The following is a 17,024-nucleotide window of genomic DNA, read 5'->3' on the forward strand; positions in this document are numbered from 1 at the left end:
GGGGCAGGGAGGGTGCGTTACAAGATGGCCTTGAGGTAGTCCATAAGTGCGTCGAGCGGGGTCTTTAGTTCCTCCAGCGTCGAGGCTTGCTGGACTTCAGCCGCCAGCTTTTGCAGCTCACGGCCCATGACCGTGTTGGCACCCCCCAACGTCTCCAGGGCCAACTTCATGCATTCATCCAACTTGCGTTGGATCGTTGTCAGGTCGCCAGTGCGCACCAACAACCCAAACACCTCCCGCTCATACCCATCCATGACCAGATCGTCGCGCAGGATCGGGCTGCCATCTTCCGTCTCATGCACCAGTTTGAGGGCGAACAGAGCAACGGCTTCGAGTGTCAATTCCATGGTCCTGGTACCTCTACTGTCTGGTGCGGTGGGCGATGATCACTTTTCTACAGGCGAAAAAAAAGACCTTGAATTTCAAGGTCTTTTTTTAAGATGGTGCCCCGAGGGAGACTCGAACTCCCACTCCTTTCGAAAACGGATTTTGAATCCGCCGCGTCTACCAATTCCGCCATCAGGGCTCAATGGCGGCGAAGTATAGAGAGGTGATTACCGTTGGTCAATCACGTTTCATGGTCTATTTTCACTATTTCCGCTAGACTTCCCGGCCCTGCTAGACGAACCCCATCATGCGCGTTGCTGACTTTACTTTTGAACTCCCGGATTCGCTGATCGCCCGCCACCCTTTGGCCGAGCGTCGCGCCAGCCGACTGTTGACCCTGGACGGGGTCAGCGGTGCCCTTGCACACCGTCAATTCACTGATTTGCTTGAGCATTTGCGCCCAGGCGATTTGATGGTCTTCAACAATACCCGGGTGATTCCGGCGCGGCTGTTTGGCCAGAAAGCTTCCGGCGGCAAGCTGGAAATTCTCGTCGAGCGGGTGCTGGACAGCCATCGTGTGCTGGCCCATGTGCGCTCCAGCAAGTCGCCGAAACCGGGGTCGAGCATTCTGATTGATGGCGGTGGCGAGGCCGAGATGGTCGCGCGCCATGACGCGCTGTTCGAGCTCAAGTTTGCCGAGGAAGTGTTGCCGCTGCTGGAGCGTGTCGGCCATATGCCGTTGCCTCCTTATATAGACCGTCCCGACGAAGACTCGGACCGCGAGCGCTATCAGACGGTTTACTCCGAACGCCTCGGCGCCGTCGCCGCGCCGACGGCCGGGTTGCATTTTGACCAGCCGCTGCTGGATGCGATTGCCGCCAAGGGTGTCGAGACTGCCTATGTGACCCTGCACGTGGGGGCCGGGACGTTTCAGCCGGTGCGTGTGGAGAACATCGAAGATCACCATATGCACAGCGAATGGCTGGAAGTCAGCCAGGCCGTGGTGGACGCGGTCAACGCCTGCAAGGCGCGCGGTGGGCGGGTGGTCGCAGTGGGCACCACCAGCGTGCGCTCCCTGGAGAGCGCGGCGCGCGATGGCGTGCTCAAGCCGTTCAGTGGCGACACCGACATCTTTATCTACCCAGGCCGGCCGTTTCATGTGGTCGACTGCCTGGTCACCAACTTCCATTTGCCGGAATCCACGCTGTTGATGCTGGTGTCGGCCTTCGCGGGTTATCCCGAAACAATGGCCGCGTATAACGCAGCCATTGACAATGGATACCGCTTTTTCAGCTACGGTGATGCGATGTTTATCACCCGTAATCCGGCGCCGCGCGGCCCAGAGGAACAACTATGAGTCGTATGTCGTTTGAATTATTGGCCACCGACGGCAAGGCCCGTCGCGGCCGCCTGACCTTCCCTCGCGGTACCGTGGAGACCCCGGCGTTCATGCCGGTCGGCACCTACGGCACGGTCAAAGGCATGCTGCCGCGTGACATCGTCGCCACCGGCGCCGAGATCATCCTTGGCAACACCTTCCACCTGTGGCTGCGCCCGGGCACGGAAGTGATCAAGAAGCACGGCGACCTGCATGACTTCATGAAGTGGCAAGGCCCGATCCTGACTGACTCCGGTGGTTTTCAGGTGTTCAGCCTGGGCGCCATGCGCAAGATCAAGGAGGAGGGCGTGACCTTCGCCTCGCCGGTGGACGGTTCCAAGGTGTTCATGGGCCCGGAAGAGTCGATGCAGGTCCAGCGCGACCTGGGCTCCGACATTGTGATGATTTTTGACGAGTGCACGCCGTACCCGGCCGATGAAGACGTGGCGCGGATCTCCATGGAGCTGTCGTTGCGCTGGGCCCAGCGCTCGAAGAATGCCCACGGCGAAAACACGGCGGCGTTGTTCGGTATCGTCCAGGGCGGTATGCACGAAAGCCTGCGCAAGCGCTCGCTGGAAGGCCTGGACAAGATCGGCTTTGATGGCCTGGCCATTGGCGGTCTGTCGGTGGGCGAGCCCAAGCATGAAATGATCAAGGTGCTGGACTACCTGCCAGGCCTGATGCCTTCTGACAAACCTCGTTACCTTATGGGCGTTGGCAAACCAGAAGATCTCGTAGAGGGTGTGCGCCGCGGTGTGGACATGTTCGATTGCGTGATGCCAACCCGTAATGCCCGCAATGGGCATCTGTTCATTGATACAGGCGTGCTGAAGATCCGTAACGCGTTCCATCGCCATGATGATTCGCCGCTGGATCCCACCTGTGATTGCTACACCTGCCAGAACTTCTCCCGTGCTTATCTGCACCATCTGGACAAATGCGGGGAAATGCTGGGTAGCATGTTGAATACCATCCACAATTTGCGTCACTACCAAGTCCTGATGGCTGGTTTGCGCGAGGCTATTCAACAGGGTACATTGGCCGCCTTTGTCGATGCCTTCTATGCCAAGCGCGGGCTGCCCGTGCCGCCCTTGGACTGAGTTTCCCGACCCTAAGATTCACTATTTGCAACTGGAGTGCTAAATGAGCTTTTTTATCTCTAACGCTATGGCTGACGCCGCTGCACCGGCCGCTGCCGGTCCTATGGGCGGTGGTTTCGAGTGGATTTTCCTGGTCGGCTTCCTGGTCATCTTCTACCTGATGATCTGGCGCCCACAGGCCAAGCGCGCCAAAGAGCAGAAAAACCTGCTGGGTAGCCTGCAAAAAGGCGACGAAGTGGTCACCACCGGCGGTATCGCTGGCAAGATCACCAAGGTTTCCGATGCTTTCGTGGTACTGGAAGTCTCCGACACCGTTGAAATGAAGTTCCAGAAAGGCGCCATTGCCGCCACGCTGCCAAAAGGCACGCTCAAAGCGATCTGAGTAACAACTTTTACCAATCGACGGGGCGCGCAAGGCGCCCCGCGTCATAAGCGGGCGGCGTGATGCTGAACAAATACCCTCTGTGGAAATACGTACTGATCCTGGCGGTGCTGGCGATCGGCTTTATTTATTCCGCTCCCAATCTCTATCCTGATGACCCGGCGATCCAGATCACCGGTGCCAGCACTTCGCTGCAGGTCAATCAGGCTGACCTGGACCGTGCGAGCAAGGCGCTCATCGACGCGGGTATCCAGGTTAAAGCGGCAACATTGGCAGTTGATGCGAAGGGCGGTTTGCTGCGCCTGACCAAGCAAGAAGACCAATTGCCGGCCAAGGATGTTGTACGCAAGGTCATGGGTGATGACTACGTCGTTGCACTGAACCTGGCTCAGACCACGCCAAAATGGCTGAGCAGCATTGGCGCGCATCCCATGAAGCTGGGTCTGGACTTGTCCGGTGGTGTGCACTTCCTGTTGGAAGTGGACATGGACAAAGCCCTCGACGCACGCATGAAAGTCTACGAAGGCGATGTGAAGAGCCTGTTGCGTAAAGAGCGCCTGCGTTATCGCAGCCTGCCGCAGCTCAATGGTGCCATCCAGCTGGGTTTTGCTGACGAAGCAAGCCGCGAACAGGCCCGTGCACTGATCCGCAAAAACTTCAACGATTTCGACATTGTTCCGGCCGACCTCAATGGTCAGGCGGTACTGCGTCTGGCGATGACCCCGGCCAAGCTGGCGGAAATCCGTGAATACTCCATCAAGCAGAACTTGACCACGGTACGTAACCGCGTCAACGAGCTGGGTGTGGCCGAGCCTCTGGTTCAGCGCCAGGGTGCCAATCGCATCGTGGTTGAGCTGCCGGGCGTGCAGGATACTGCTGAAGCCAAGCGCATCCTCGGCAAGACTGCCAACCTGGAGTTCCGCCTGGCGGCCGAGCCGGGTGCTTCCAGGGCCACTTCCGAAACCTTCGAGTTCCGCGAGGGCAACCGCCCAGCCGCGCAGATCGAGCGTAGCCTGATCATCACCGGTGACCAGGTGACGGATGCCAAGGCTGGTTTCGGCGAGCACGGCACGCCTGAAGTGAACATCCGTCTGGATGGTCATGGTGGCGAACTGATGAACCGCGCCACGCGCAGCAACGTCGGTCGCAGCATGGCGGTGATCTTCATCGAGCAACGCCCGGTGACCACCTACACCAAGCAAATGGTCAATGGCGTCGAGAAAGACGTGGCGGTACAGACCTTCAAGGAAGAGAAGAAGATCATCAGCCTGGCGACCATCCAGTCGCCTCTGGGTGCTCAATTCCGCATCACCGGCCTGAACGGCCAGGGTGAGTCTTCCGAGCTGGCGCTGCTGTTGCGTGCCGGTGGCCTGGCGGCACCGATGTACTTCGCCGAGGAGCGCACCATTGGTCCAAGCCTGGGTGCTGACAACATCACCAAGGGTGTCGATGCGGCGCTGTGGGGCATGCTGTTCGTTTCGCTGTTCATCATTGCCATCTACCGCTTCTTCGGCGTCATCGCCACCGTAGCCCTGGCGGGCAACATGGTGATGCTGCTGGCCCTGATGTCGCTGCTGGGGGCTACACTGACCCTGCCGGGTATCGCCGGTATCGTGCTGACCATGGGTATGGCGGTAGACGCCAACGTGCTGATCTTCTCGCGGATTCGTGAAGAGATTGCAGCGGGCATGAGCGTGCAGCGGGCAATCAACGAAGGCTTCGGCCGGGCATTTACCGCGATTCTCGACTCCAACCTGACCACATTGCTGGTCGGCGGGATTCTCTTTGCCATGGGCACCGGCCCGGTCAAGGGTTTTGCGGTGACCATGTCCCTCGGTATCTTTACCTCGATGTTCACGGCCATTTTGGTGACCCGCGCAATGGTCAACCTGACCTTTGGCGGGCGTGACTTCAAGAAGTTGTGGATTTAAGGGGCTGCCATGTTACGTACAATCAACTTCATGGGCGTTCGCAACGTTGCGTTCGGCGTCACTGTGCTCCTTACCGTCCTGGCGCTGTTCAGCTGGTTCCATAAGGGGTTGAACTACGGCCTGGACTTCACCGGCGGTACGCTCATCGAGCTGACCTACGAGAAACCGGCCGACGTCACCAAGGTGCGTGCCCAACTGAACGAGGCCGGGTATGACGAGGCGATCGTGCAGAGCTTTGGTGCGACCACCGACCTGCTGGTGCGGATGCCCGGTGAAGACCCGCAACTGGGTCACCAGGTAGCTGAGGCCTTGCTCAAGGTCGGTGGCGACAACCCGGCTTCGGTCAAGCGCGTCGAGTTCGTCGGCCCGCAGGTGGGTGAAGAGCTGCGCGACCAGGGCGGCCTCGGCATGCTGATGGCGCTGGCCGGCATCATGGTCTACCTGGCGTTCCGCTTTCAGTGGAAGTTCGGCGTCGGTGCCATTATCTCGCTGATCCACGACGTGATCGTGACCGTGGGTATCCTGGCGTACTTCCAGATCACCTTCGACCTGACGGTACTGGCGGCGGTGCTGGCGATCATTGGTTACTCTTTGAACGACACCATCGTGGTATTCGACCGGGTTCGCGAGAACTTCCGGGTGCTGCGCAAGGCGACGTTGATCGAGAACATCAACATCTCCACCACCCAGACCCTGCTGCGTACCATGGCGACGTCGATCTCCACCTTGCTGGCGATTGGCGCGCTGATGATCTTCGGTGGCGACAACCTGTGGGGCTTCTCCCTGGCGCTGTTCATCGGCGTCCTGGCAGGTACCTACTCGTCGATCTACATCGCCAACGTGGTGCTGATCTGGCTGAACCTCAACAGCGAAGACCTGATTCCTCCTGTTGCGACAGACAAGGAGGTCGACGAGCGCCCTTGATGGGTTTTTGTTGATCGGCTGTTACAAAGAAGGCGCGAGTATTGAACTCGCGCCTTTTTTTTTGCTCCAAGGCTGGGTATAGCGCGGACGTTTCAGTCCGCTTGTGATGGTCAGGAGGTTCACGTGAACAAGTCGTTACTGGTTGGTGCGGTATTGGGTGCTGTCGGTGTGACTGCCGGGGGTGCTGTCGCCACCTACAGCCTGGTAAAAAGCGGCCCTGAGTATGCGCAAGTGCTGGCAGTGCAGCCGGTCAAGACCCAGATCAAAACCCCGCGTGAGGTCTGCAAGGACGTCACCGTAACCCGGCAGCGTCCGGTGCAGGATCAGCATCAAATCGCTGGTACCGTGGTCGGCGCCCTGGCAGGTGGTCTGCTGGGTAACCAGATCGGTGGCGGTACAGGCAAGAAGATTGCCACCGTAGCTGGCGCAGTCGGTGGTGGTTATGCCGGTAACAAGGTTCAGGAAGGCATGCAGAACCGTGATACCTACACCACCACCCAGACGCGCTGTAATACCGTCAACGACATCAGCGACAAGGTTGTCGGGTATGACGTGCGTTACAACCTGGATGGCAAGGAAGGATCGGTGCGCATGGAGCGTGATCCGGGTAGCCAGATTCCAGTGGATAAAGAAGGGCGTTTGATCTTGGGCCAAAATCAACAGTAATCCCAGGCCTGGCGCAGCTCAAAATGTGGGAGCGGGCTTGCCCGCGATGGCGGTGAATCAGTCAAATGTGTCTAACCAGGCACTCCGCTATCGCGGGCAAGCCCGCTCCCATATTTGATTTGTGTTGTCGCTGAAAGCGAGGCATGGCCAAATCCCAGGCATAAAAAAAAGCACCCCGAGGGGTGCTTTTTTGTGCTCGCTCGCTTAACGCTTCAGCGAAGCCGGCAGGTGCGGCTGGATCGCCGTCAGGACTGCCTTGAAGCATTTGGTGTTGCCTGCTACCACGTGACCCTTCTCCAGGAAGTCGTGACCGCCGGTGAAGTCGCTCACCAGGCCGCCGGCTTCTTGAATCAGCAGGGCGCCTGCGGCCATGTCCCACTCGGACAGGCCCGACTCCCAGAACGCATCAAAACGACCGGCGGCAACGTATGCCAGGTCCAGGCTGGCGGCGCCGGCGCGGCGGATGCCGGCGGTCTGGCCAACCAGGGCGCGGAACATGCCCAGGTAGTTTTCCAGGTTGTCCATCTGGTCGTCACGGAACGGAAAGCCGGTGCCCAGCAGGGCGCCGTCCAGGCTGGTGCGACCGCTGACACGCAGGCGACGACCGTTCAACTGGGCGCCACGGCCACGGCTGGCGGTGAATTCTTCCTGGCGAACCGGGTCCAGCACGACGGCGTGTTCCAGGCGGCCACGGTATTTGCAGGCAATGCTCACGGCAAAGTGTGGGATGCCGCGCAGGAAGTTGGTGGTGCCATCCAGTGGGTCGATGATCCACAGGTAGTCTTCGCCTTCGCCGCTACCTTTGTGCAGGCCGGTTTCTTCACCGAGGATGCCGTGGGTAGGGTAGGCCTTGCGCAGGGCGTCGATGATTTTCTGTTCGGCGGCGCGATCCACCTCGGATACATAATCCTTGGCGTCTTTTTCGTCGACCTTGATGGTATCCAGGCGCTCGATGGAGCGGAAGATCAATTCACTGGCGCTGCGGGCGGCGCGCAGCGCGATATTCAGCATGGGCTGCATGGATGTGTCACCTAAGGTTGTTAAAGAAAGCCGGGCATTCTAGCAGAAACTTTCTTCAGGTGAAGGACGACGTTCGCTTTCATGGCATAACCTTAGGCTGTTCTGTAATATTTGCCCCCCTTTCCCATGTCCGAGAGCGCCTCCCTTGCTGCAAAACATTCGTGTCGTCCTCGTCAATACCAGTCACCCCGGCAATATCGGCGGGGTGGCGCGGGCCATGAAAAACATGGGGCTGACGCGCCTGGTGCTGGTGGAGCCACGGGTGTTCCCGCACCACGAAGCTGACGCTCGTGCCTCAGGCGCCAATGACATCCTGGAAAAAGCCCAGGTTGTCGCCACCCTGGAAGACGCCCTGGTCGGTTGCAACCTGGTGCTCGGCACCAGTGCTCGTGACCGGCGCATCCCCTGGCCGCTGCTCGATCCCCGCGAGTGCGGGGCCAAAGTGGTCGAAGAGGCTGCTGGCGGTGCTGAAATCGCTCTGGTATTTGGCCGTGAAGACTCCGGCCTGACCAATGACGAGCTGCAGCGATGTCATTATCACGTGCACATTCCATCAGACCCTGAATTCAGCTCGCTGAACCTCGGGGCAGCCGTGCAGGTGTTGAGTTATGAAGTGCGCATGGCCTGGCTGGCAGCACAAGGCCAGCCGAGCAAGATGGAGAAGGACGAGGTCGCATCCACCAAAAGTGGTGAATTGGCCACCATGGATGAACTGGAACGGTTCTATGAACACCTGGAGCAGACCCTGGTGGCCATTGAATTCCTTGATCCGGAAAAACCACGGCACTTGATGGCGCGCCTGCGCCGGCTGTATGGGCGCAGCTCGGTCAGCCGGGCAGAGATGAATATATTGCGTGGCATCCTCACGGAAACCCAGAAAGCGGCCCGTGGCGAGCTTCTTAAGCGGAAGGATTAAAAATGTTCGAGCGTTTGCGAGAAGATATCCAGAGTGTTTTCCATCGTGACCCGGCGGCGCGCAACGCCTTTGAAGTGCTGACCTGCTACCCGGGCATGCACGCGATCTGGATTCACCGCTTGTCCGGTGCCTTGTGGGGCATGGGCTGGAAGTGGCTGGCGCGGCTGGTGTCGAACTTTGGTCGCTGGCTGACCGGGATCGAGATTCATCCGGGGGCCAAGGTCGGTCGTCGCTTCTTCATCGATCACGGCATGGGCATCGTTATTGGTGAGACCGCCGAAATTGGTGATGACGTGACCTTGTATCAAGGCGTGACGCTGGGCGGTACCACCTGGAACAAGGGTAAACGTCACCCAACCCTGGAAAACGGTGTAGTGGTAGGGGCGGGCGCCAAGGTGTTGGGGCCGTTTACCGTGGGTGCCGGTGCCAAGGTTGGTTCCAATGCGGTGGTGACCAAGGCGGTGCCACCGGGCGCAACCGTGGTGGGCATTCCTGGGCGGATCATCGTCAAGCCGGAAGTCGGCGATGAGCAGGAGGCCAAGCGCAAGGCCATGGCCGAGAAGATCGGCTTCGACGCCTATGGCGTCAGCGAAGACATGCCGGACCCGGTGGCTCGCGCCATCGGCCAGTTGCTCGACCACCTGCAGGCGGTGGATGGCAAGCTGGACGGCATGTGCGGCGCGCTGAAGGATCTGGGTAGTCCTTACTGTGCGAAAGATCTCCCTGAGTTGCGCGAAGAGGACTTCGCTGAGATCAAGGATGAGGCCGGTGCCACCAAGGCTGGTTAGGTTTTAAGTCCGATAAAATGCCCTGTGGGAGCTGGCGTGCCTGCGATAGCAGTCTGCCAGTCACCCCTTGGGCTGCTGATCCACCCCTATCGCAGGCAAGCCAGCTCCCCCATTTGATCTCCATTGGTCTTGAGATTGAGCCCTGGCCCTGTTCCTGCTGTTCGATCCCACCCCATCCTGCTATGATTCGCGCGCCCTTTTTACGGGTATTCCTGACTAAAGTACTAGGTCTTATAGTTGACTTAAATACTCGGGAATCGCATACTTGCTCCCATTCTGAAACACCTTGGTACTTGTCCATGAGACTGACTACAAAAGGCCGATATGCGGTGACCGCCATGCTCGATCTGGCCCTGCACGCGCAAAACGGGCCGGTGTCCCTGGCCGATATCTCCGAGCGCCAAGGCATTTCCCTGTCTTACCTTGAGCAGCTGTTCGCCAAGCTGCGCCGCAGCAACCTGGTTTCTAGTGTGCGTGGCCCGGGTGGCGGTTATCAGTTGTCCCGCGATATGCAGGGCATCCAGGTGGCCCAGGTGATCGACGCGGTCAATGAGTCCGTCGATGCTACCAAGTGCCAGGGTCTGGGTGATTGCCATGCCGGCGACACCTGCCTGACACACCACTTGTGGTGTGACCTGAGCCTGCAGATCCATGAGTTTTTGAGTGGTATCAGCTTGGCTGATCTTGTGACTCGCCGTGAGGTGCAGGAAGTAGCCCAGCGTCAGGACCAGCGCCGATGCAACACCAAGGTGCCGCGTCTGGACAAGATTGAAGCGTCCGCCGTCGAGTGACAGCCGAAGAGCTAACGGCACGCCAGCCAGCCTGATTTAGGAGAAAGTCCATGAAATTGCCGATTTACCTTGATTACTCAGCGACCACCCCGGTTGATCCGCGTGTCGCGCAAAAGATGAGCGAATGCCTGCTGGTTGACGGAAACTTCGGCAACCCGGCCTCCCGTTCCCACGTTTTCGGCTGGAAGGCCGAGGAAGCGGTGGAAAACGCTCGTCGCCAGGTCGCCGACCTGGTCAATGCCGACCCGCGTGAAATCGTCTGGACCTCCGGTGCCACCGAGTCCGACAACCTGGCAATCAAGGGCGCCGCGCATTTCTACGCGACCAAGGGCAAGCACCTGATCACCACCAAGATTGAGCACAAGGCTGTCCTCGACACCATGCGCCAACTGGAGCGTGAAGGTTTCGAGGTTACTTACCTCGAGCCCACCACCGACGGTATCGTCACCCCGGCAATGATCGAAGCCGCGATGCGTGAAGACACCATCCTGGTTTCCGTGATCCACGTGAACAACGAAATCGGCACCATCAACGACATCGCCGCCATCGGCGAGCTGACCCGCTCCAAAGGCGTGTTGCTGCATGTCGATGCTGCCCAGTCCACCGGCAAGGTCGATATCGACCTGTCCAAGCTGAAAGTCGACCTGATGTCGTTCTCGGCCCACAAGACCTACGGCCCTAAAGGCATTGGCGCGCTGTACGTGAGCCGCAAGCCTCGCGTCCGTATCGAAGCCACCATGCACGGCGGCGGTCACGAGCGCGGCATGCGCTCGGGCACCCTGGCGACCCACCAGATCGTCGGCATGGGCGAAGCCTTCCGTGTAGCCAAAGAAGACATGGCTGCCGAAAATGTGCGCATCAAGGCTCTCAGCGATCGCTTCTACAAGCAGGTCGAGAACCTTGAAGAGCTGTACATCAACGGCAGCATGACCGCCCGTGTACCGCACAACCTGAATTTGAGCTTCAACTACGTCGAGGGCGAGTCGCTGATCATGGCGCTCAAGGATCTGGCGGTTTCGTCCGGTTCGGCCTGCACCTCGGCTTCCCTTGAGCCGTCCTACGTCCTGCGCGCCCTGGGCCGCAACGACGAGTTGGCGCACAGCTCGATCCGCTTTACGTTCGGCCGTTTCACCACCGAAGAAGAAGTCGACTACGCAGCGCAGAAAGTCTGCGAAGCGGTCACCAAGCTGCGCACTCTGTCGCCGCTGTGGGACATGTACAAAGACGGTGTCGATATTTCCAAGATCGAGTGGGCGGCACACTAAATATAGAAGCCGCCACCCAAGCTCTGTAGGAACGTGGCGGAAAACGCAGGCGTTTCTACAGGGTTCCAGAGCGGCCCTGATGAGTGAGGATTCAGTACCATGGCTTACAGCGAAAAGGTCATCGACCACTACGAAAACCCGCGCAACGTCGGCAAGATGGACGCGGAAGATCCTGATGTGGGCACCGGCATGGTCGGCGCTCCGGCGTGCGGCGACGTTATGCGCCTGCAGATCAAGGTCAATGACGCTGGCGTTATCGAAGACGCCAAGTTCAAGACCTACGGCTGCGGTTCAGCCATCGCCTCCAGTTCCCTGGCGACCGAATGGATGAAAGGCAAGACCCTGGATGAAGCTGTCACTATCAGCAACACCCAGTTGGCCGAAGAGCTGGCCCTGCCGCCCGTGAAAATTCACTGCTCGGTACTTGCAGAGGACGCCATCAAGGCGGCCGTTCGCGATTACAAGCAGAAGAAAGGCTTGATCTAAGCATTTGGCGACGAGTAAGGAGTCAACGATGGCTATCAGCATGACAGAAGCGGCTGCGCGGCACGTGCGACGCTCCCTGGATGGGCGCGGTAAAGGTGAGGGGATTCGTCTGGGTGTGCGCACCACAGGCTGTTCCGGCCTTGCCTACGTGCTGGAGTTCGTCGACGAGGTGGTTGCGGAAGATCAGGTGTTCGAAAGTCACGGCGAGAAAGTGATCATCGACCCGAAAAGCCTGACCTACCTGGACGGCACCGAACTCGATTTCGTCAAGGAAGGGTTGAACGAAGGCTTCAAGTTCAACAACCCCAACGTACGCGGTGAATGTGGCTGCGGCGAAAGCTTCAACATCTGAGGCTATTTGTGGGTACTCCTTGTCATTTCGCTTTATTCGAGCTGCAGCCGAGCTTTCGGCTGGACCTCGAGCAGCTTGCCACGCGCTACCGTGAATTGGCGCGTGGGGTGCATCCGGATCGCTTTGCCGACGCTTCCGAGCGTGAGCAGCGCCTGGCGCTGGAGCAGTCAGCCAGCCTCAACGAAGCCTATCAGACGCTCAAAAGCCCTCCCAAACGCGCGCGTTACCTGCTCGCCATGGGTGGTGGCGAAATGCCGCTGGAAGTCACGGTCCATGACCCTGATTTCCTGATGCAGCAGATGCAGTGGCGTGAAGAGCTTGAAGACTTGCAGGACGAGGCCGATCTGGCTGGCGTCGCAGTCTTCAAGCGGCGTCTGAAAGTGGCCCAGGATGAACTCAACGAAAGCTTCGCAGCCTGTTGGGACGATGCAGCGCAACGTGAACAGGCCGAACGCCTGATGCGGCGCATGCAGTTCCTCGACAAGCTCACTTACGAAGTGCGCCAGCTAGAAGAGCGCCTCGACGATTAACCCAGTGCTGCACAGATTGCACGCCTGATAGACAGATAAGACCTGATTACCATGGCTCTACTGCAGATCGCCGAACCCGGCCAAAGTCCTCAACCGCACCAGCGTCGCCTGGCGGTTGGCATCGACTTGGGTACTACCAATTCACTGGTCGCCGCACTGCGCAGCGGTCTCTCCGAGCCGCTGCCCGATGCTGATGGCCAGGTCATCCTGCCATCCGCCGTGCGCTATCACGCTGACCGCATCGAAGTGGGCGAGTCCGCTCGGCTGGCGGCGTCTGCCGACCCGCTGAACACCATACTGTCGGTCAAGCGCTTGATGGGTCGTGGGTTGTCCGACGTCAAGCAATTGGGCGACCAACTGCCGTACCGCTTTGTCGGCGGCGAATCCCATATGCCGTTCATCGACACCGTGCAGGGGCCGAAAAGCCCGGTGGAAGTGTCGGCCGATATCCTCAAGGTGCTGCGCCAGCGTGCAGAAACTACCTTGGGTGGCGAATTGGTCGGCGCGGTCATCACGGTCCCGGCTTATTTTGATGACGCCCAGCGCCAAGCCACCAAGGATGCGGCGAAACTCGCCGGTCTGAACGTGCTGCGCCTGCTCAACGAGCCGACGGCGGCAGCTGTGGCCTATGGCCTGGATCAGCACGCTGAAGGCCTGGTTGCTATCTATGACCTGGGCGGCGGCACCTTTGATATTTCGATTCTGCGCCTGACTGGCGGTGTGTTTGAAGTGCTGGCCACCGGTGGCGACAGTGCCCTGGGTGGGGATGACTTCGACCACGCCATTGCCGGTTGGATGATCACCAGTGCCGGTTTGTCCGCCGACCTGGATCCGGGCGAGCAGCGTAACCTGCTGCAAACCGCCTGCGCCGCCAAGGAAGCGCTGACTGACGCCGCATCTGTTGAAGTTTCCTACGGCTCCTGGTCGGCCCAACTGACCCGTGAAGCCTTTGATGCGCTGATCGAGCCAATGGTCGCCCGTAGTCTGAAGGCTTGCCGTCGCGCCGTACGTGATTCCGGCATCGAACTGGAAGAAGTTGGCGCGGTGGTCATGGTTGGCGGTTCGACCCGTGTGCCACGGGTTCGCGAAGCGGTAGCCGACGCCTTCGGTCGCCAGCCGCTGACCGAAATCGACCCGGATCAGGTGGTGGCCATCGGTGCCGCGATCCAGGCCGATACCCTGGCCGGCAACAAGCGCGATGGCGGCGAGTTGTTGCTGCTTGATGTGATTCCGTTGTCCCTGGGCCTGGAAACCATGGGCGGCCTGATGGAGAAGGTGATTCCGCGCAACACCACCATTCCCGTCGCCCGCGCCCAGGACTTCACCACTTATAAAGATGGCCAGACGGCCATGATGATTCATGTGCTGCAAGGCGAGCGCGAGCTGATCAGCGACTGCCGCTCCCTGGCGCGTTTTGAATTGCGCGGTATCCCGGCCATGGTCGCGGGTGCGGCGAAGATCCGCGTGACGTTCCAGGTTGACGCCGACGGCCTGCTCAGCGTGGCAGCACGCGAGCTGGGTTCGGGCGTTGAGGCGAGCATCCAGGTCAAGCCGTCCTACGGCCTGACTGACGGCGAAATCGCCAAGATGCTCAAGGATTCGTTCCAGTACGCCGGTGATGACAAGGTCGCCCGGGTGTTGCGTGAGCAGCAAGTCGATGCCCAGCGCCTGCTTGAAGCGGTGCAGGGCGCCCTTGAGGCCGACGGCGAGCGCCTGCTGGATGCTGAAGAGCGTCTGGTCATCGACCTGCAGATGCAGGAACTGGCCCAATTGATGAAAGGCACCGATGGCTATGCCATCGAACAACAGACCAAGCGCCTTTCACAAGTAACCGATGCCTTTGCTGCCCGTCGTATGAACCAGACGGTGAAAGCCGCCCTGGCGGGACGCAACCTGAATGAAATCGAGGAATAACTGATGCCACAGGTCATTTTTCTGCCACACGCCGAGCATTGCCCGGACGGTATGGTCGTGGAGGCTGAGACCGGCAAGTCCATTCTCGAAGTTGCCCATGACAACCATATCGAGATCGAGAGTGCGTGTGGTGGTGTTAACGCCTGCACCACCTGTCACTGCATTATCCGCGAAGGTTTCAACAGTCTCGAAGAGGCTGATGAGCTGGAAGAGGACTATCTTGATAGGGCGTGGGGCCTGGAACCGACTTCGCGCCTGAGCTGTCAGGCCAAGGTGGGGACAGAAGACCTCACCGTCGAAATTCCAAAGTATTCGCTCAACCATGCCGCCGAAGCGCCGCACTGATTCAAGGAAGTGTCATGAGTCTTAAATGGGTTGATGTGCAAGAAATCGCTATTCTGCTGGCCGACGGCCATCCGGATACGGATCCCTATTCGGTGAACTTTGTAGCTTTGCGTGACATGGTCATGGCGTTGCCAGGGTTCGAAGACGAGCGGGATCGTGGTGGTGAAAAGGTTCTCGAAGCGATCCAGACTGCCTGGAAAGAAGAACAGGACTGAAGCCTCCCTTACGCAGTTAGGCAATACCCAAGAACCCGCGTATAATTCGCGGGTTTAATTTTTCGCAAATTACCGTTTCTGGAGTTACACCATGGCTGTTCAACGTACTTTCTCCATCATCAAGCCTGACGCTGTTGCAAAAAACGTCATCGGCGAGATCACCACTCGTTTCGAAAAAGCCGGCCTGAAGGTTGTAGCTTCGAAACTCAAGCAACTGTCCAAGGCTGAAGCTGAAGGCTTCTACGCTGAGCACAGCGCTCGTGGTTTCTTCGGTGACCTGGTTGCCTTCATGATCTCCGGTCCTGTTGTTGTTCAGGTTCTGGAAGGCGAAAACGCTATCGCTCTGAACCGTGAGCTGATGGGCGCTACCAACCCTAAAGAAGCAGCTGCCGGCACTATCCGTGCTGACTTCGCTGATTCCATCGACGCCAACGCTGTACACGGTTCGGACTCCGAAGCCGCTGCTGCTCGCGAAATTTCGTACTTCTTCGCAGCTACTGAAGTAACCACTCGCTAAGCATTGGCTTAAGAGTGAAGGTGAATCCATGACTACATCGACTGTAAAAACCAACCTGCTGGGTCTGACTCAACAGGAAATGGAAAAATTCTTCGACTCAATCGGGGAGAAGCGTTTCCGTGCCGGTCAGGTAATGAAGTGGATTCACCACTTTGGCGTCGACGATTTCGACGCCATGACGAACGTCAGCAAGGCCCTGCGCGACAAGCTCAAGGCGATTGCTGAGGTCCGTGGTCCTGAAGTGGTCAGCGAGGACATCTCCAGCGACGGCACCCGTAAGTGGGTGGTGCGCGTGGCGTCCGGCAGCTGCGTCGAGACCGTCTACATTCCCCAGGGCAAACGTGGCACCTTGTGCGTTTCGTCCCAGGCAGGCTGTGCCTTGGATTGCAGTTTCTGCTCCACCGGCAAGCAAGGCTTCAATAGCAACCTCACCGCCGCCGAAGTCATTGGCCAGGTGTGGATTGCCAACAAATCCTTTGGCAGCGTCCCGGCGACCGTCGACCGTGCCATCACCAACGTGGTGATGATGGGCATGGGTGAGCCGCTGCTGAACTTCGACAACGTGGTTGCGGCCATGCACCTGATGATGGACGACCTGGGCTACGGCATCTCCAAGCGCCGTGTGACCCTGTCGACCTCCGGCGTGGTGCCGATGATTGATGAGCTGTCCAAGCACATCGACGTCTCCCTGGCGTTGTCGCTGCACGCACCCAATGACGCATTGCGTAACCAATTGGTGCCGATCAACAAGAAGTATCCGCTTAAGATGCTCCTCGAATCTTGCCAGCGTTATATGTCGTCCCTGGGCGAAAAGCGCGTCCTGACCATCGAGTACACCTTGCTCAAAGATATCAATGACAAGGTTGAACACGCGGTCGAGATGATCGAGTTGCTCAAGAACACCCCGTGCAAGATCAACCTGATTCCGTTCAACCCGTTTCCCCATTCTGGCTACGAGCGGCCGAGCAACAACGCCATCCGTCGTTTCCAGGATCAACTGCACCAGGCTGGCTTCAATGTGACTGTGCGCACCACCCGTGGTGAGGACATCGACGCCGCTTGTGGCCAATTGGTAGGACAGGTGCTGGATCGCACCCGTCGTAGCGAGCGTTACATCGCAGTGCGCGAATTGAGCGCCGACAGCGATCTGGCGCAGAACGCCGCGACACGAACCTGA

At 59.0% G+C, this 17,024-nt stretch carries 20 protein-coding genes and 1 tRNA gene; 18 read left to right on the top strand and 3 right to left on the bottom strand.

The window, feature by feature from the left end; translation table 11 throughout:
• Nucleotides 1-17: 17 nt before the first annotated feature.
• Both PSH73_RS04870 and PSH73_RS04875 read right to left on the bottom strand, forming a co-directional pair.
• On the bottom strand, nt 18-347 hold the full coding sequence (locus PSH73_RS04870) for a hypothetical protein (RefSeq protein ID WP_057437918.1): 330 nt from the start codon (nt 345-347) through the stop codon (nt 18-20).
• 94 nt (nt 348-441) lie between these two features.
• Nucleotides 442-526 (bottom strand) — tRNA-Leu (locus PSH73_RS04875).
• A 108-nt stretch (nt 527-634) separates the two neighbouring features.
• On the opposite strand from PSH73_RS04875, the gene queA reads away from it, so the two are divergent.
• The 6 genes from queA (at nt 635) to PSH73_RS04905 (ending at nt 6,708) form a co-directional block, all read left to right on the top strand.
• Nucleotides 635-1,684, top strand: coding sequence for a tRNA preQ1(34) S-adenosylmethionine ribosyltransferase-isomerase QueA (queA, locus tag PSH73_RS04880; protein WP_057437921.1), 1,050 nt, complete (start codon nt 635-637; stop codon nt 1,682-1,684).
• Nucleotides 1,685-1,689: 5 nt separating this feature from the next.
• Nucleotides 1,690-2,805 (top strand): tRNA guanosine(34) transglycosylase Tgt, encoded by a 1,116-nt coding sequence (tgt, locus tag PSH73_RS04885; RefSeq protein ID WP_162947783.1) that lies wholly within the window; start codon nt 1,690-1,692, stop codon nt 2,803-2,805.
• Nucleotides 2,806-2,848: 43 nt separating this feature from the next.
• Entirely contained in the window at nt 2,849-3,187 is a 339-nt protein-coding gene (gene yajC, locus PSH73_RS04890) for a preprotein translocase subunit YajC (protein ID WP_003175975.1), read from the top strand.
• Between the two features lie 62 nt (nt 3,188-3,249).
• A complete protein-coding gene (gene secD / locus PSH73_RS04895) occupies nt 3,250-5,118 on the top strand; it encodes a protein translocase subunit SecD (RefSeq protein ID WP_305462045.1) in 1,869 nt (622 codons plus the stop codon).
• A 9-nt stretch (nt 5,119-5,127) separates the two neighbouring features.
• On the top strand, nt 5,128-6,042 hold the full coding sequence (secF, locus tag PSH73_RS04900) for a protein translocase subunit SecF (RefSeq protein WP_057960571.1): 915 nt from the start codon (nt 5,128-5,130) through the stop codon (nt 6,040-6,042).
• A 123-nt stretch (nt 6,043-6,165) separates the two neighbouring features.
• On the top strand, nt 6,166-6,708 hold the full coding sequence (locus PSH73_RS04905) for a glycine zipper 2TM domain-containing protein (RefSeq protein ID WP_029298576.1): 543 nt from the start codon (nt 6,166-6,168) through the stop codon (nt 6,706-6,708).
• Nucleotides 6,709-6,912: 204 nt separating this feature from the next.
• Here the strand turns inward: PSH73_RS04905 and suhB are convergent, their stop codons facing one another.
• Complete coding sequence (gene suhB / locus PSH73_RS04910; protein ID WP_003175971.1) at nt 6,913-7,728, bottom strand: inositol-phosphate phosphatase; 816 nt, start codon at nt 7,726-7,728, stop codon at nt 6,913-6,915.
• A gap of 145 nt (nt 7,729-7,873) precedes the next feature.
• On the opposite strand from suhB, the gene trmJ reads away from it, so the two are divergent.
• The 12 genes from trmJ (at nt 7,874) to rlmN (ending at nt 17,024) form a co-directional block, all read left to right on the top strand.
• Nucleotides 7,874-8,644 (top strand): tRNA (cytosine(32)/uridine(32)-2'-O)-methyltransferase TrmJ, encoded by a 771-nt coding sequence (gene trmJ / locus PSH73_RS04915; protein ID WP_057960570.1) that lies wholly within the window; start codon nt 7,874-7,876, stop codon nt 8,642-8,644.
• A 2-nt stretch (nt 8,645-8,646) separates the two neighbouring features.
• The gene (cysE, locus tag PSH73_RS04920) at nt 8,647-9,432 is read left to right on the top strand and encodes a serine O-acetyltransferase (protein ID WP_057960569.1); all 786 of its coding nucleotides are present in this window, start codon (nt 8,647-8,649) and stop codon (nt 9,430-9,432) included.
• 299 nt (nt 9,433-9,731) lie between these two features.
• Complete coding sequence (gene iscR / locus PSH73_RS04925) at nt 9,732-10,223, top strand: Fe-S cluster assembly transcriptional regulator IscR (protein WP_038446306.1); 492 nt, start codon at nt 9,732-9,734, stop codon at nt 10,221-10,223.
• Nucleotides 10,224-10,273: 50 nt separating this feature from the next.
• Nucleotides 10,274-11,488, top strand: a complete 1,215-nt coding sequence (locus PSH73_RS04930) for an IscS subfamily cysteine desulfurase (protein WP_057437931.1) — start codon at nt 10,274-10,276, stop codon at nt 11,486-11,488.
• A gap of 99 nt (nt 11,489-11,587) precedes the next feature.
• Nucleotides 11,588-11,974, top strand: coding sequence for a Fe-S cluster assembly scaffold IscU (gene iscU / locus PSH73_RS04935; RefSeq protein ID WP_028617851.1), 387 nt, complete (start codon nt 11,588-11,590; stop codon nt 11,972-11,974).
• A 28-nt stretch (nt 11,975-12,002) separates the two neighbouring features.
• Complete coding sequence (gene iscA / locus PSH73_RS04940; RefSeq protein ID WP_010565230.1) at nt 12,003-12,326, top strand: iron-sulfur cluster assembly protein IscA; 324 nt, start codon at nt 12,003-12,005, stop codon at nt 12,324-12,326.
• Nucleotides 12,327-12,334: 8 nt separating this feature from the next.
• Nucleotides 12,335-12,856, top strand: coding sequence for a co-chaperone HscB (hscB, locus tag PSH73_RS04945; protein ID WP_057437935.1), 522 nt, complete (start codon nt 12,335-12,337; stop codon nt 12,854-12,856).
• A 51-nt stretch (nt 12,857-12,907) separates the two neighbouring features.
• Complete coding sequence (gene hscA, locus PSH73_RS04950) at nt 12,908-14,770, top strand: Fe-S protein assembly chaperone HscA (protein ID WP_057960568.1); 1,863 nt, start codon at nt 12,908-12,910, stop codon at nt 14,768-14,770.
• A gap of 3 nt (nt 14,771-14,773) precedes the next feature.
• Nucleotides 14,774-15,115, top strand: coding sequence for an ISC system 2Fe-2S type ferredoxin (fdx, locus tag PSH73_RS04955; protein WP_016977666.1), 342 nt, complete (start codon nt 14,774-14,776; stop codon nt 15,113-15,115).
• A 14-nt stretch (nt 15,116-15,129) separates the two neighbouring features.
• The gene (gene iscX / locus PSH73_RS04960) at nt 15,130-15,330 is read left to right on the top strand and encodes a Fe-S cluster assembly protein IscX (RefSeq protein ID WP_057437937.1); all 201 of its coding nucleotides are present in this window, start codon (nt 15,130-15,132) and stop codon (nt 15,328-15,330) included.
• Between the two features lie 91 nt (nt 15,331-15,421).
• The gene (gene ndk, locus PSH73_RS04965; RefSeq protein WP_017846179.1) at nt 15,422-15,847 is read left to right on the top strand and encodes a nucleoside-diphosphate kinase; all 426 of its coding nucleotides are present in this window, start codon (nt 15,422-15,424) and stop codon (nt 15,845-15,847) included.
• Between the two features lie 28 nt (nt 15,848-15,875).
• Nucleotides 15,876-17,024 (top strand): 23S rRNA (adenine(2503)-C(2))-methyltransferase RlmN, encoded by a 1,149-nt coding sequence (rlmN, locus tag PSH73_RS04970; protein WP_057437941.1) that lies wholly within the window; start codon nt 15,876-15,878, stop codon nt 17,022-17,024.

It is taken from the genome of Pseudomonas sp. FP2294, assembly GCF_030687625.1.
GTDB lineage: Bacteria > Pseudomonadota > Gammaproteobacteria > Pseudomonadales > Pseudomonadaceae > Aquipseudomonas > Aquipseudomonas shahriarae.